Genomic DNA, 14,500 nt, shown 5'->3' with positions numbered 1-14,500 from the left:
GCCGTAGACTTGGCGTAGCAAGTCGTAGGCCGCGTGGCCCCGGAAGGCGCCGTAGCGAGGGGACCCGGAGCGCAGCGTAGGGCCGTATGCAGGAGCAAGCGGTTTTGCCTACTTTTCCCAAGAGAAAGTAGGGCGCCGTAAAGGCGGAAGGGGCCGGCAGCGTCGCCGCATTGAATGGATAAGCTCGCAGCCTCAACATCCCAACCCAACCCAAGGATCATAGTCCCCGGGATTCCGTGAAGAACCTTTTTTGTTTGGCGGGGCCTTATCGCGGGACAACATGGAATCTCCCATATCCTTTCAGCTTCAGGTACAATTCCCGGCTATTTTTCGGTGGGCGTCCGGCCCGCAGCCTTTTTGAGTGTTGACCCGTGAGTGATTTGAGTCATATCCGCAATTTCTCCATCATCGCCCACATTGACCATGGCAAGTCGACCCTGGCTGACCGTTTCATCCAGATGTGCGGTGGCCTGTCTGCGCGTGAAATGGAGGCCCAGGTACTCGATTCCATGGACCTGGAGCGTGAGCGCGGTATCACCATCAAGGCCCACAGTGTCACCTTGCATTACAAGGCGCAGGACGGCAAAACCTACCAGTTGAACTTCATCGACACGCCGGGTCACGTCGACTTCACCTATGAAGTCAGCCGCTCCCTGGCCGCGTGCGAGGGTGCGTTGCTGGTGGTCGATGCCGGTCAGGGCGTCGAGGCCCAGTCGGTCGCCAACTGCTACACCGCCATCGAGCAGGGCCTGGAGGTCATGCCGGTGCTGAACAAGATGGACCTGCCCCAGGCTGATCCGGACAAGGTCAAGGAAGAGATCGAGAAGATCATCGGCATCGATGCCACCGACGCCGTGGCCTGCAGCGCCAAGAGCGGCATGGGCGTGGACGAGGTGCTCGAGCGCCTGGTACAGACCATCCCGGCGCCGACCGGTGACATCGAGGCGCCCCTGCAGGCGCTGATCATCGACTCCTGGTTCGACAACTACCTGGGCGTTGTCTCCCTGGTGCGCGTGCGTCATGGCCGCGTGAAGAAGGGCGACAAGATCCTGGTCAAGTCCACCGGTAAAGTTCACCTGGTCGACAGTGTCGGTGTATTCACTCCGAAACACACTCAAACCGCTGATTTGAAGGCCGGTGAAGTGGGCTTCATTATCGCCAGCATCAAGGAAATTCATGGTGCTCCGGTCGGTGACACCCTGACCCTCAGCTCCACCCCTGAAGTTGAAGTGCTGCCAGGCTTCAAACGTATCCAGCCACAGGTTTATGCCGGGCTGTTCCCGGTCAGTTCCGAAGATTTCGAAGATTTTCGTGATGCTTTGCAGAAACTGACCCTGAACGACTCGTCGCTGCAGTACCTGCCGGAAAGCTCCGACGCCCTGGGCTTCGGCTTCCGTTGCGGCTTCCTCGGCATGCTGCACATGGAAATCATCCAGGAGCGCCTGGAGCGCGAATACGACCTGGACCTGATCACCACGGCGCCAAGCGTAATCTTCGAGGTCAAGCTCAAGACTGGCGAGACCATTTATGTCGACAACCCGTCGAAACTTCCGGACGTGTCTTCGGTAGAGGACTTCCGCGAGCCGATCGTCGCCGCGACCATCCTTGTACCTCAGGAACACCTGGGCAACGTCATTACCCTGTGCATCGAGAAGCGCGGCGTACAGCGCGACATGCAGTTCCTCGGCTCGCAGGTGCAAGTGCGCTACGACCTGCCGATGAACGAAGTGGTGCTGGACTTCTTCGACCGCCTGAAGTCCACCAGCCGTGGCTACGCTTCGCTGGACTACCATTTCGACCGCTACCAGTCGGCCAACCTGGTCAAGCTCGATGTACTGATCAACGGTGACAAGGTCGACGCCCTGGCGCTGATCGTGCACCGCGACAATGCGCATTACAAAGGTCGGGCATTGACCGAGAAGATGAAGGAACTGATTCCTCGGCAGATGTTCGACGTGGCAATCCAGGCTGCCATTGGCGGGCAGATTGTGGCGCGAACCACTGTCAAGGCGCTCAGAAAGAACGTACTGGCCAAATGCTACGGTGGTGACGTGAGCCGTAAGCGCAAGCTGTTGGAGAAGCAGAAGGCCGGTAAGAAACGCATGAAACAGGTCGGCAACGTGGAAATTCCACAAGAAGCCTTCCTCGCCGTGCTCAGGTTGGATAGTTAGGTCCTATGTCGCTAAATTTCCCGCTGTTGCTAGTCGTTGCCGTTGCCGTCTGCGGTCTGTTGGCCCTGGTCGATCTGCTGTTCCTGGCGCCGCGCCGGCGTTCGGCGATCGCCAACTATCAGGGCAGCGTCAGCCAGCCCGAAATGACAGTGGTCGAGCAGTTGAACAAGGAGCCGTTGCTGGTTGAGTACGGCAAGTCGTTCTTCCCGGTGCTGTTCATTGTCCTGGTGCTGCGTTCGTTCCTGGTCGAGCCTTTCCAGATCCCGTCGGGATCGATGAAGCCGACCCTGGAAGTGGGTGATTTCATCCTGGTGAACAAGTTCTCCTACGGGATTCGTCTGCCGGTGATCGACAAAAAGGTCATCGAAGTCGGTGACCCACAGCGCGGCGACGTCATGGTGTTCCGCTATCCGAGCGACCCGAACGTCAACTACATCAAACGTGTAGTTGGCTTGCCGGGCGACCAGATTCGTTACACCAGCGACAAGAAGCTGTTCGTCAACGGTCAGCCGATTGCCGAGCAACTGGTGGGCAGCGAGCCGGGCACCCTGGGCAGCGCCGAGCTGTACAAGGAAAAGCTCGGTGAAGCCGAGCACCTGATCCGCAAGGAAATGAGCCGCTATCGCATGCCGCCTGACCAGCAATGGACAGTCCCGGCCGGCCATTACTTCATGATGGGCGATAACCGCGACAACTCCAACGACAGTCGTTACTGGGATGACCCCAATATTCCCAAGGCGCTGCATGGCATGGTCCCGGACCAGAACATCGTCGGCAAGGCCTTCGCGGTCTGGATGAGCTGGCCAGAGCCCAAACTCAGCCACTTCCCGAACCTTTCGCGAGTCGGTCTGATCAAGTAACACCACAACGGCGCTGTCCTGGGACAGCGCCGAATGCATTTCTGGCATAGGCTGTGTTCAGAGGGATCTACGGATCCGCCTGGGCCGCCAGCGCCGGGGGCATGAGCCAAATAGTCTTTCAGGATGTTGATTTGAACAAAGTGTTGAATATCGACCACGAACTGCGCGTGGGTACACTGTGAGCGTTTCCTTGAGCCGCCTCGAGCGCCAGCTCGGTTACACCTTCAAGAACCAGGAGCTGATGCTGCTGGCCCTGACGCACCGCAGTTTTGCCGGGCGCAACAACGAACGCCTCGAGTTTCTCGGCGATGCGATCCTCAACTTCGTCGCTGGCGAAGCGCTGTTCGAGCGCTTTCCCCAGGCCCGTGAAGGCCAGTTGTCGCGCTTGCGCGCGCGTCTGGTCAAGGGCGAGACCCTGGCTGTACTGGCCCGTGGTTTCGACCTGGGCGAGTACCTGCGTTTGGGCTCCGGTGAGCTGAAAAGCGGAGGTTTTCGCCGCGAATCGATCCTGGCTGACGCCCTGGAGGCTTTGATCGGCGCGATCTACCTCGACTCGGACATGCAGACCGCCCGCGAGCGCGTACTGGCCTGGCTGACCGGCGAGTTCGAGAGCCTGACCCTGGTCGATACCAACAAGGACCCGAAAACCCGTCTGCAAGAGTTTTTGCAGTCGCGGGCCTGCGAACTGCCGCGCTACGAAGTGGTGGACATTCAAGGTGAACCCCATTGCCGGACGTTTTTCGTCGAATGCGAAGTGACCCTTTTGACTGAAAAAAGCCGAGGGCAGGGCGTCAGCCGGCGTATCGCCGAGCAAGTAGCGGCCGCCGCAGCACTGATCGCCCTGGGCGTGGAGAATGGCAATGACTGATACGAATACTACCCGCTGCGGCTATGTCGCCATTGTCGGCCGCCCGAACGTCGGCAAGTCGACCCTGCTCAACCACATCCTCGGCCAGAAGCTGGCGATCACCTCGCGCAAGCCGCAGACCACCCGCCACAACATGCTCGGGATCAAGACCGAGGGTGATATCCAGGCGATCTACGTCGATACCCCGGGTATGCACAAGAGCAACGAAAAGGCGCTCAACCGCTACATGAACAAGACCGCCTCGGCTGCCCTCAAGGACGTCGATGTGGTGATCTTCGTGGTTGACCGCACCAAGTGGACCGACGAAGACCAGTTGGTGCTGGAACGCGTGCAGTACGTGCAGGGCCCGGTGATCCTGGCGATCAACAAGACCGACCGGATCGAAGAGAAAGCCGAGTTGATCCCGCACCTGCAATGGCTGCAGGAGCAACTGCCGAACGCCGAGATCGTACCGATCTCCGCGCAACAGGGGCACAACCTCGAAGCCCTGGAAGGCCTGATCGCCAAGCACCTGCCGGAAAACGATCACTTCTTCCCGGAAGACCAGATCACTGACCGCAGCAGCCGCTTCCTGGCCGCTGAACTGGTACGCGAAAAGATCATGCGCCAGCTCGGCGCCGAGCTGCCGTACCAGATCACTGTGGAAATCGAAGAGTTCAAGCAGCAGGGCAAGATCCTGCATATCCATGCGCTGATCCTGGTCGAGCGTGACGGCCAGAAGAAGATCATCATTGGCGACAAGGGTGAGCGCATCAAGCGTATCGGCTCCGAGGCGCGCAAGGACATGGAAGTGCTGTTCGACGCCAAGGTCATGCTCAACCTCTGGGTCAAGGTCAAGGGTGGCTGGTCCGACGACGAACGCGCCCTGCGTTCGCTGGGCTACGGCGACCTCTGATCGCATCAGGCCCGGCAGCGTCCGCTGTCGGGTCAGAACCTCTTCTGAAGCGCTGCTCATGGAACTGCCAGTTGGCCAACCGGCCTACGTGCTGCACAGCCGGGCCTACCGTGAAACCAGCGCGCTGGTGGACTTCCTCACCCCGCAAGGGCGCCTGCGCGCTGTGCTGCGCCGTGCGCGTGGCAAGGGCGGCAGCCAGGCCCGGCCTTTCGTACCTCTGGAAGTCGAGTTTCGTGGACGCGGCGAGCTGAAGACGGTCGGCCGCCTGGACAGCGTCGGTGTGGCCGCCTGGCTCAATGGCGATGCTTTGTTCAGTGGCCTGTACCTCAACGAACTGCTGGTTCGCCTGTTGCCCGCGGAAGATCCGCATCCCGTCCTGTTCGAGCACTACGCGGCAACATTGCAGGCACTGGCCGCCGGGCGGCCGCTGGAACCGCTGCTGCGGGCCTTCGAATGGCGTTTGCTGGATGAACTGGGTTATGCCTTTGCCCTGGACCGGGATATCAATGGTGAGCCGCTGGTGGTCGATGGTCTGTACCGTCTGCAGGTGGACGCCGGGCTTGAACGGGTCTACCTGCTGCAACCCGGATTGTTCCGGGGCGACGAGCTTGTTGCCATGGCCGACGCCGACTGGAATGTTCCTGGCGCCTTGAGTGCAGCCAAGCGTCTGATGCGCCAGGCCCTGGCTGTGCACCTGGGCGGACGGCCACTGGTCAGTCGGGAACTGTTTCGCAAGCGCTGAGCACGTCGTATGCTGTCAGGCTCAATCTTCAGGAGAGCCTCTTCGTGACTCAAAGCAACCGCATGCTCCTCGGCGTGAACATCGACCACGTGGCGACCCTGCGCCAGGCGCGTGGCACGCGCTACCCCGATCCGGTCAAGGCCGCGCTGGACGCCGAAGAGGCGGGCGCCGACGGCATCACTGTGCACCTGCGCGAAGACCGCCGGCATATCCAGGAGCGCGATGTGCTGGTGCTCAAGGACGTGCTGCAGACGCGCATGAACTTCGAAATGGGTGTCACCGAAGAAATGATGGCCTTCGCCGAGCGTATCCGTCCGGCGCACATCTGCCTGGTACCGGAAACCCGCCAGGAACTGACCACCGAAGGTGGCCTGGACGTGGCCGGTCAGGAAGCGCGGATCAAGGCGGCGGTTGAACGCTTGTCGCGCATGGGCTCGGAGGTGTCCCTGTTCATCGATGCCGACGAGCGCCAGATCGAAGCCTCGCGCCGCGTCGGCGCACCGGCGATTGAACTGCACACTGGTCGCTATGCCGACGCCGAAACCCCGACAGATGTTGCCGAAGAGCTCAAGCGTGTCGCCGACGGCGTAGCCTTTGGCCTGGCCCAGGGCTTGATCGTCAATGCCGGCCATGGTCTGCATTACCACAACGTTGAAGCCGTTGCTGCGATCAAGGGCATCAACGAGCTGAACATTGGTCATGCGCTGGTAGCTCATGCGCTGTTCGTTGGCTTCAAGTCGGCGGTGGCGGAGATGAAGGCACTGATCATGGCTGCTAGCCGGCACTGATAAGCCTGTTGTAGGAGCGGATTCATCCGCGAAGGGGCGCGCAGCGGCCCTGGAGAATGGGACTGCTACGCAGTCCATCGCGGATGAATCCGCTCCTACGGTCAAGAGGTTTGGGTAAAGACCAGACTGAACCGGGTCAAACCATTCAGTTCACTGCTCACCTCAACCCGCCCCCCATGCACTTGCATGATCGACTTCACAATCGCCAATCCCAATCCGGTCCCGCCCTCCAGCCGCGAACGCCCTGATCCTGCCCGGTAAAAGCGTTCGAACAGATGAGGCAGATGTGCCTGCTCAATACCCGGGCCCTGGTTCTCCACCCACAGCCAGACCTCATCCCCGCAGCGCTCGATGGCAATATCAATCGGCAGCCCCTCAGGGCTATGGCGAATGGCATTGCTCAACAGATTCGACAACGCTCGCTGCACCATCAGGCGATCAGCCATGATCGAACCCCAGCCATGCAAGCGCAGGCTGATGCCTTTCTGCTCGCTGTTGAACTCGAACAGCTCACTGACACGCTTGGCTTCATCAGCCAGGTTCACCGGTTTGAGCGGCAGCTGGGTGTGAGGCTGGCTGACCTGGGCAAGAAACAGCATGTCATTGATGATCCGGTTGAGCCGGGTCAACTCCTCGATACTGGCTTCCAGCACGTCCTTGTATTGCTCGACGGGGCGCTCCCGGCTCAGAGTCACCTGGGCCTTGCCCATCAGGTTGCCGATCGGCGTGCGCAGTTCATGGGCCAGGTCGTCGGAGAACTGCGAGAGTTGCTGCACGCCGCCATCGAGACGGTCGAGCATGACATTCATGGCATGGGCCAGCTCATTGAGCTCTTGGGGCAAGTCATCCAGTGGCAAGCGCAAGGCCAGTTGCTGGGCGGAAACCTGTTCGGCGATCTGGCTGAACCTGCGTAGCGGCTTGAGGCCGCGCTGCACCAGCTTCCAGGCAGCAAAACCGATCAACAGCACGAGCAGCGGCAGAGCCACCACCGTCGAGCGCAAGTAAGCCTGTAACAGGCTATGGTCGTCGGCGAGGTTAATGGTGAGCAGTACACGAACCTCGGTGCCGTCCTGCAAACGCATCAGCCGTGAGGCGGTCAGCAGGTGATTGTCATCGCTGTCGCGCCATTGCTGGAAGGCTAGCTGCGTGCTGCCGGGAATCTGCATCAGGGCTTCGGCGTCGAGCCCCGGGCCCAGGGTCAACAGGGCCGAATGCCGCCCTGTCAGGGCTATCACGCTCAAGCTCAGGTTGTCATGGCCCATGACTACATCCAGCAGTGGATGCGCAGACGTTTGCAGGTCACCGGCTTTGAGGTCGATGCTCAGGCCGTGTTCGATCTGCGCCATCTTGGCTGTCAGGCTTTTTCGCGCACGGCTGTCCAGCTCATGGTCGAGGGCAAGCACCGCAAGGCACGCCATGAGCAGGACCAGCGCAGCACCCATCAGGCTGACACTCAGGCCCAGGCGCAGCGAAAGCCGCGCCGGTTTCATTCGCGCGCCTCAAGCACATAGCCGACGCCGCGCAGGGTGTGGATCAGTTTGTCCTCGAAGGGATCATCGATCTTGGCCCGTAAGCGGCGGATCGAGACTTCAACCACATTGGTGTCGCAATCGAAGTTCATGTCCCAGACCAGTGAAATGATCTGCGTGCGCGACAACACTTCGCCGCTCTGGCGCATCAGCAGGTGCAGCAGGGCAAACTCCTTGGCCGTCAGGTCGATACGCTGGCCACCGCGGTAAGCACGGTGACGGCCCGGGTCCAGCTCCAGGTCGGCGACTTTCAGGGTATTCGGTTGCAGGGCCTGGTCATTGCGCCGCAACAGGCTGCGGATGCGCGCCAGCAACTCGGGAAACTCGAAGGGCTTGAGCAGGTAGTCGTCGGCGCCCAGGTCCAGGCCTTTGACCCGGTCCGAGAGCCGACCGTGGGCGGTGAGCATCATGATCCGTGTGCTGGATTCGGTGCGCAGGCGCTGCAGCACGGTCCAGCCATCGAGTTCGGGCAGGTTGACGTCGAGAATGATCAGGTCGTAGGCCTGCTGGCGGGCCAGGTGCAGGCCGTCGGCACCGCTGTGGGCGCAATCGACGATGTAGCCGTTCTCGCTCAGCCCCTGCTGCAGGTAATCGGCGGTGCGAAGCTCGTCCTCGATAATCAGTAAGCGCATGAAATGACTCGGTGGTGAGATAGGCGGTGATTCTCAACCCTGAAGTGGCTGCAAGGTCAAGGAGTGGAAGGCGTCGAGCGGCGGATACTAAGGCATCTTTTGTCTGGCAGCGGCTGGATTACAGATTTGTAATCTTCGAGTCATCTTGGGGATAAACCCCGATTACTACAGTGCGGGCTCCAAAAAAGGCGCAGGAGTCCGCCATGTTTTGCACCCTGGACAGGCCCGGCACACACCGTGGCCGCATTCTGCTGACGCTGGTACTGCTGGCCTTGCCATCGCTGGCGTTGGCCCAAGGCCCTGTGCTGACCCTCGACAACGCCTTGCAAACAGCCCAGGCCAACAATCCTGAGCTGGCGGCAGCGCGTTGGGGCATTGATATCGCCGAAGGTGAGCGGCGCCAGGCCGGGGTGTTGCCCAACCCCGAGCTGAGCTGGGAGGTTGAAGACACTCGCAAAGGCTCGCAGACCACCACGCTCAGCGTCAGCCAGATGTTCGAGTTGGGCGGCAAGCGCGGTGCGCGGCTGGGCGTGGCCGGGCGTGATTCGGAATTGGCCGGACTTGAACTTGAGCGCCAGCGCAATGCCCTGCGTGCCGAAGTGATCGGCGCCTTCCAGGCGGCGGTGCAGGCCCAGGAAGGTCTGCAGCTGGCCGAACAGTCACTGCGCTTGAGTGAGCGGGCCTTGCATGTGGTGCAAGGGCGGGTCAAGGCCGGCAGCGCCTCGCCGGTGGAGGCAACCCGGGCACAGGTGCAGCTGTCGGAGGTGCGCCTGGAGCAAGGGCGCGCCGAGCAGGCCCTGACCGTTGCCTACCAGCAGCTGGCGGCGGCAACCGGTGCACCTATGGCTGATTTCAGCCGGGTCGAAGGCACGGGCAACGAGGACATGAGCTTGCCGAGCCGCACCCTGCTACTCGAACGTCTGGAGCAAACGCCGGACATGCGCCTGGCCCGGGCACAGATCGATCAACGTGACGCTGCCTTGGACCTGGCACGCACGCAGCGAATTCCCGACCTGACAGTGAGCGTCGGCAGCCAGTACAGCGAAACCGATCGCGAGCGCATCAATGTGGTTGGGGTGTCCTTGCCGATTCCGCTGTTCGACCGCAACCAGGGCAATGTCCTGGCCGCAGCCCGTCGCGCCGATCAGGCCCGTGACCAGCGCAACGGCGCCGAACTGCGTCTGCGCAGTGAAGTGGTCCAGGCGCTGGCCCAGTGGGGCACTGCTGCCCAGGAAGTGCAGGACTTCGACCGCTCGATCCTGCCTTCGGCGCAACAGGCGGTGGACGCCGCCACGCGCGGCTTCGAGCGCGGCAAGTTTGCTTTTCTCGATGTCCTCGATGCCCAGCGCACCCTGGTTGCCGCGCGCCTGCAGTACCTCCAGGCCCAGGCCCAGCGTAGCGAAGCGCGGGTGCGCCTGGAGCGGATTTTCGGCGACCTGAGCCTGGCCAGTCGCTGAGTCCTGATCGTTTCTCTCCACTTTTGATCGTCACCGCGCTCAGCGGTGAGTGCTAAGGAGTCTGCATGAACAAGAAGTCCACAACGCTGCTGATCGCAGCCTTGTTGCTGGGCCTGGGGTTGGGCGCGCTGCTGGCGCGCCAGGCCGGTCCGCTACAGGGGGGCGCAGCGCCAGCGGCGGCCCACGATCATGCTGAAGGTGATCACGATGAGGAAGAACAAGGCGAGCATGGGCATGCCGAGTCCGAGCAGGGCCATGATGAGGAAGAGGGCGCGATCAAGCTCAGTCAGGAACAGATCGACCTGGCCGGTATCGAGCTGGCCGCTGCGGCCCCTCGGCAATTGCAACGCAACCTGTCGCTGCCGGGTGAGATCCGCTTCGACGAGGACCGCACCGCGCATATGGTGCCCAGAGCCGCCGGGGTGGTCGAATCGGTCGCCGTGGTACTAGGCCAACAGGTCAAGGCTGGCGATCTGCTGGCAGTGATCGCCAGCCCGCAGATATCCGAACAGCGTAGCGAGTTGGCCGCGAGCCAGCGTCGCCTGGAGCTGGCGCGCAGCACCTATCAGCGCGAAAAGGACCTGTGGCAGGAAGGTATTTCCGCCGAGCAGGACTACCTGCAAGCCCGCCAGGCCCTGCAGGAGGCTGAAATTGCCCAGGCCAATGCCCGGCAGAAAATCAGCGCCCTGAGCGGTACCACGGTGCTGGCCGGCGGCAACCGTTACGAACTGCGCGCACCGTTTGCCGGGCAGATCGTCGAGAAGCACCTGGTGCCGGGCGAAGTCGTCAACGAAACCAGCGCAGCCTTCACCCTGTCCGACCTGTCGCGGGTCTGGGCGACCTTTGGTGTGGCGCCGCGCGACCTGGGCAAGGTCCGCGCCGGCATGGCGGTGAGCATTATTGCCAGCGAGCTGGGTGAGCAGGTTGAAGGGCGGATCAGTCATGTAGGCAGCCTGCTTGGTGAGCAGACGCGCACCGCCAGCGTCCGCGTCACCCTCGACAACCCGCGTGGTGCCTGGCGCCCTGGCCTGTTCGTAGCTGTTCAGGTGCCGACCGAAACCTTTGCCGCCAGCCTGGCCGTACCCGATCAGGCGATCCAGAGTCTCGAAGAAAGACCCACAGTGTTCGTGCGCACCACCGAGGGCTTCATCGCCCAGGCGGTGGAGCTGGGCGCCAGTGCCAATGGCTATGTCGAAATCCGCAAGGGCCTGCAAGCCGGTCAGCAGGTGGCGGTGTTGGGCAGCTTCGTTCTCAAGTCGGAGCTGGGCAAGGCCAGCGCCGAGCACGCCCACTGACCTGCGCGAGTACCTCTTATGTTCGAACGCCTTATTCAATTTGCCATCGAGCAGCGTCTGATGGTGCTGCTGGCAGTGCTGCTGATGGCCGGGCTGGGTGTGGCCAGCTACCAGAAGCTGCCGATCGATGCCGTCCCGGACATTACCAACGTCCAGGTCCAGATCAATACTCAGGCAGCGGGCTTCTCACCGCTGGAAACCGAGCAACGCATCACCTTCGCCATCGAGACGGCCATGGCTGGCTTGCCAGGCCTTGAGCAGACCCGTTCGCTGTCACGTTCGGGCCTGTCGCAGGTGACGGTGATCTTCGAGGAAGGCACCGACCTGTTCTTCGCCCGGCAACTGGTCAACGAGCGCTTGCAACAAGCTCGCGAGCAACTGCCAGAAGGCGTCGAGTCAGCGATGGGACCGATCTCCACCGGCCTGGGCGAGATTTTCCTGTGGACGGTGGAGGCCGCCGAGGATGCGCGCAAGGAGGACGGTAGCCCTTATACCCCCACCGACTTGCGCGAGCTCCAGGACTGGATCATCAAGCCGCAACTGCGCAATGTACGTGGTGTAGCGGAGATCAACACCATTGGCGGCTTCGCCAAGGAGTACCAGATTGCCCCCGATCCCAAGCGCCTGGCTTCCTACAAGCTGACCTTGGGCGATCTGCTCACCGCCCTGGAACGCAACAATGCCAACGTCGGTGCTGGCTACATTGAGCGTCGAGGCGAGCAGTTGCTGATCCGCGCGCCGGGGCAACTGGCCGGGATCGAGGATATCGCCAATATTGTCCTGGCCAACATCGACGGCACGCCCATCCGCGTGCGCAATGTCGCTGAAGTCGGTATCGGTAAAGAGCTGCGCAGCGGTGCGGCCACCGAGAACGGCCGGGAAGTGGTGCTGGGCACAGTGTTCATGCTGATTGGCGAGAACAGCCGCACGGTGTCCCAGGCAGTGGCGCAGAAACTGGTGGAAATCAACCGCTCGCTGCCTGCGGGTGTCAGCGCGGTAACGGTCTATGACCGCACCAATCTGGTCGATAAAGCCATTGCTACGGTGAAGAAGAACCTGATCGAAGGCGCGATCCTGGTGATCGTGATTCTGTTCCTGTTCCTCGGCAACATCCGTGCTGCGTTGATCACGGCGATGATCATTCCGCTGTCGATGCTGTTCACCTTCACTGGCATGTTCAGCAACAAGGTCAGTGCCAATCTGATGAGCCTCGGCGCGCTGGACTTCGGCATCATCGTCGATGGCGCAGTAGTGATCGTCGAGAATGCGATCCGCCGCCTGGCCCACGCTCAGCAGCATCATGGCCGCTTGCTGACCCGCTCCGAACGCTTCCATGAAGTCTTCAATGCTGCCCGCGAAGCGCGTCGGCCGCTGATCTATGGGCAGTTGATCATCATGGTGGTGTACTTGCCGATCTTTGCCTTGAGCGGCGTCGAGGGCAAGATGTTCCACCCCATGGCGTTCACCGTGGTGATTGCCTTGCTCGGTGCCATGCTGTTGTCGGTGACCTTCGTACCAGCGGCGATTGCCCTGTTTGTCACCGGCAAGGTCAAGGAGGACGAGAATCTGCTGATGCGTAGCGCCAAGCGTGGCTACGCACCGCTGTTGCAGTGGGTCATGGGCCATCGGCCGCTGGCGTTCAGTCTGGCCGCGGTGATGGTGCTGTTGTCCGGTGTGTTGGCCAGTCGCATGGGCAGTGAGTTCGTGCCGAGCTTGAGTGAAGGTGACTTCGCCCTGCAGGCGTTGCGGGTGCCCGGCACCAGCCTGAGCCAGTCAGTGGCCTTGCAGCAGAAGCTGGAGCAGAGCGTGCTGAGCCAGGTGCCGGAGGTCGAGCGGGTGTTTGCGCGTACCGGCACGGCCGAAATCGCCTCGGACCCGATGCCACCGAACATTTCCGATAGCTATGTGATGCTCAAGCCGCAGGAGCAGTGGCCGGACCCGAACAAGTCGCGGGAGCAGTTGATCGCCGATATCCAGCGCGCCAGTGCGCGGGTGCCGGGCAGCAACTACGAGTTGTCGCAACCGATCCAGTTGCGTTTCAACGAGCTGATTTCCGGGGTGCGCAGTGATGTCGCAGTGAAGGTCTTCGGCGACGATATGGATCAGCTCAATCGTACTGCGGGGCAGATCGCGGCGACGTTGCAGGCGGTGCCGGGGGCGTCGGAGGTCAAGGTCGAGCAGACCTCGGGATTGCCGGTACTGACCATTGAGGTCGACCGCGACAAGGCTGCGCGTTATGGGCTCAATGTCGGTGATGTGCAAGACACTATCGCCGTGGCCGTTGGCGGTCGACAGGCAGGTACCTTGTACCAGGGCGACCGCCGATTTGACATGGTGGTGCGTCTGTCCGACAACCTGCGAACCGACATCGACGGACTGTCACAGTTGCTGATCCCGGTGCCGGCGGGTACTGCCGGCAATGGCCAGATCGGCTTTATCACCCTGGCCGATGTCGCCAGCCTGCAGCTTGTCCAGGGGCCCAACCAGATCAGTCGCGAGGACGGCAAGCGGCTGGTGGTGGTCAGTGCCAATGTGCGGGGTCGTGATATCGGCTCCTTTGTCGAGGAAGCCGGCGAGCGCATCGACAGCCAGGTCAGTATCCCGGCGGGCTATTGGATTCGCTGGGGCGGGCAGTTCGAGCAGTTGCAGTCGGCAGCACAACGCCTTCAGGTGGTGGTTCCGGTCGCCTTGCTGCTGGTGTTCGGCCTGCTGTTCATGATGTTCAACAACCTCAAGGACGGCTTGCTGGTGTTCACCGGCATTCCCTTTGCCCTGACCGGTGGCGTGGTGGCGCTGTGGTTGCGGGATATTCCGCTGTCGATCTCGGCCGGGGTGGGGTTCATTGCCTTGTCCGGTGTAGCGGTGCTCAACGGCCTGGTGATGATTGCTTTTATCCGCGGCTTGCGCGAGCAAGGGCGGACACTGCGCGAGGCTATCGACGAAGGGGCGCTGACCCGTCTGCGACCTGTGCTGATGACCGCGCTGGTGGCCTCCCTGGGTTTTATTCCCATGGCCCTGGCCACCGGCACTGGCGCCGAGGTGCAGCGACCGCTGGCGACTGTGGTGATCGGTGGGATTTTGTCATCCACCGCGTTGACTCTGCTGGTGCTGCCGGCGTTGTACTACCGGGCCCACCGCAAGGACGAAGAGGAAGGCGCCGGTGAAGTGACGAAACTGTAATTTCACGCTCATCTTCGAGTTATTCAGCCCTTGTCAGGATAACCACGGCGGCCGCATCAGCGGCCGTCGTGCGTATTACGGCG

At 61.7% G+C, this 14,500-nt stretch carries 11 protein-coding genes; 9 read left to right on the top strand and 2 right to left on the bottom strand.

Going from position 1 to position 14,500, the window contains the following annotated elements; genetic code table 11:
* The first annotated feature begins 371 nt into the window (after positions 1–371).
* The 6 genes from lepA to pdxJ all read left to right on the top strand — a co-directional run bounded on the left by lepA (position 372) and on the right by pdxJ (position 6,324).
* Positions 372–2,171 carry a translation elongation factor 4 gene (gene lepA / locus ACRESH_RS09205; RefSeq protein ID WP_431741692.1) on the top strand — a complete coding sequence of 600 codons (1,800 nt, stop codon included), beginning with the start codon at positions 372–374 and terminating at the stop codon, positions 2,169–2,171.
* A 5-nt stretch (positions 2,172–2,176) separates the two neighbouring features.
* Positions 2,177–3,031: a signal peptidase I gene (gene lepB, locus ACRESH_RS09200; RefSeq protein WP_431741691.1), complete on the top strand. Its 855-nt coding sequence runs from the start codon at positions 2,177–2,179 to the stop codon at positions 3,029–3,031.
* Positions 3,032–3,209: 178 nt separating this feature from the next.
* Complete coding sequence (rnc, locus tag ACRESH_RS09195; protein WP_028943430.1) at positions 3,210–3,899, top strand: ribonuclease III; 690 nt, start codon at positions 3,210–3,212, stop codon at positions 3,897–3,899.
* Complete coding sequence (gene era / locus ACRESH_RS09190; protein ID WP_038607646.1) at positions 3,892–4,794, top strand: GTPase Era; 903 nt, start codon at positions 3,892–3,894, stop codon at positions 4,792–4,794. The genes rnc and era overlap by 8 nt, the downstream gene beginning before the upstream one ends.
* A gap of 58 nt (positions 4,795–4,852) precedes the next feature.
* Entirely contained in the window at positions 4,853–5,536 is a 684-nt protein-coding gene (gene recO / locus ACRESH_RS09185) for a DNA repair protein RecO (protein ID WP_431741690.1), read from the top strand.
* A gap of 62 nt (positions 5,537–5,598) precedes the next feature.
* Positions 5,599–6,324, top strand: a complete 726-nt coding sequence (gene pdxJ / locus ACRESH_RS09180; RefSeq protein ID WP_431741697.1) for a pyridoxine 5'-phosphate synthase — start codon at positions 5,599–5,601, stop codon at positions 6,322–6,324.
* Positions 6,325–6,425: 101 nt separating this feature from the next.
* On the opposite strand, the gene ACRESH_RS09175 is transcribed toward pdxJ, so the two are convergent.
* Both ACRESH_RS09175 and ACRESH_RS09170 read right to left on the bottom strand, forming a co-directional pair.
* Positions 6,426–7,814 (bottom strand): heavy metal sensor histidine kinase, encoded by a 1,389-nt coding sequence (locus ACRESH_RS09175; RefSeq protein ID WP_431741689.1) that lies wholly within the window; start codon positions 7,812–7,814, stop codon positions 6,426–6,428.
* Positions 7,811–8,485, bottom strand: coding sequence for a heavy metal response regulator transcription factor (locus tag ACRESH_RS09170; protein ID WP_431741688.1), 675 nt, complete (start codon positions 8,483–8,485; stop codon positions 7,811–7,813). The genes ACRESH_RS09175 and ACRESH_RS09170 overlap by 4 nt, the downstream gene beginning before the upstream one ends.
* Positions 8,486–8,688: 203 nt before the next feature.
* Between ACRESH_RS09170 and ACRESH_RS09165 the strand changes: the two genes are divergently transcribed.
* The 3 genes from ACRESH_RS09165 to ACRESH_RS09155 all read left to right on the top strand — a co-directional run bounded on the left by ACRESH_RS09165 (position 8,689) and on the right by ACRESH_RS09155 (position 14,417).
* Entirely contained in the window at positions 8,689–9,942 is a 1,254-nt protein-coding gene (locus ACRESH_RS09165) for a TolC family protein (protein WP_431741687.1), read from the top strand.
* A 65-nt stretch (positions 9,943–10,007) separates the two neighbouring features.
* The gene (locus ACRESH_RS09160) at positions 10,008–11,237 is read left to right on the top strand and encodes an efflux RND transporter periplasmic adaptor subunit (protein ID WP_431741686.1); all 1,230 of its coding nucleotides are present in this window, start codon (positions 10,008–10,010) and stop codon (positions 11,235–11,237) included.
* 18 nt (positions 11,238–11,255) lie between these two features.
* Positions 11,256–14,417, top strand: a complete 3,162-nt coding sequence (locus tag ACRESH_RS09155) for a CusA/CzcA family heavy metal efflux RND transporter (protein WP_431741685.1) — start codon at positions 11,256–11,258, stop codon at positions 14,415–14,417.
* Positions 14,418–14,500 lie beyond the last annotated feature (83 nt).

It is taken from the genome of Pseudomonas sp. (assembly GCF_050739775.1).
GTDB lineage: Bacteria > Pseudomonadota > Gammaproteobacteria > Pseudomonadales > Pseudomonadaceae > Aquipseudomonas.
This window is presented reverse-complemented; position numbering and strand designations above follow the sequence as displayed.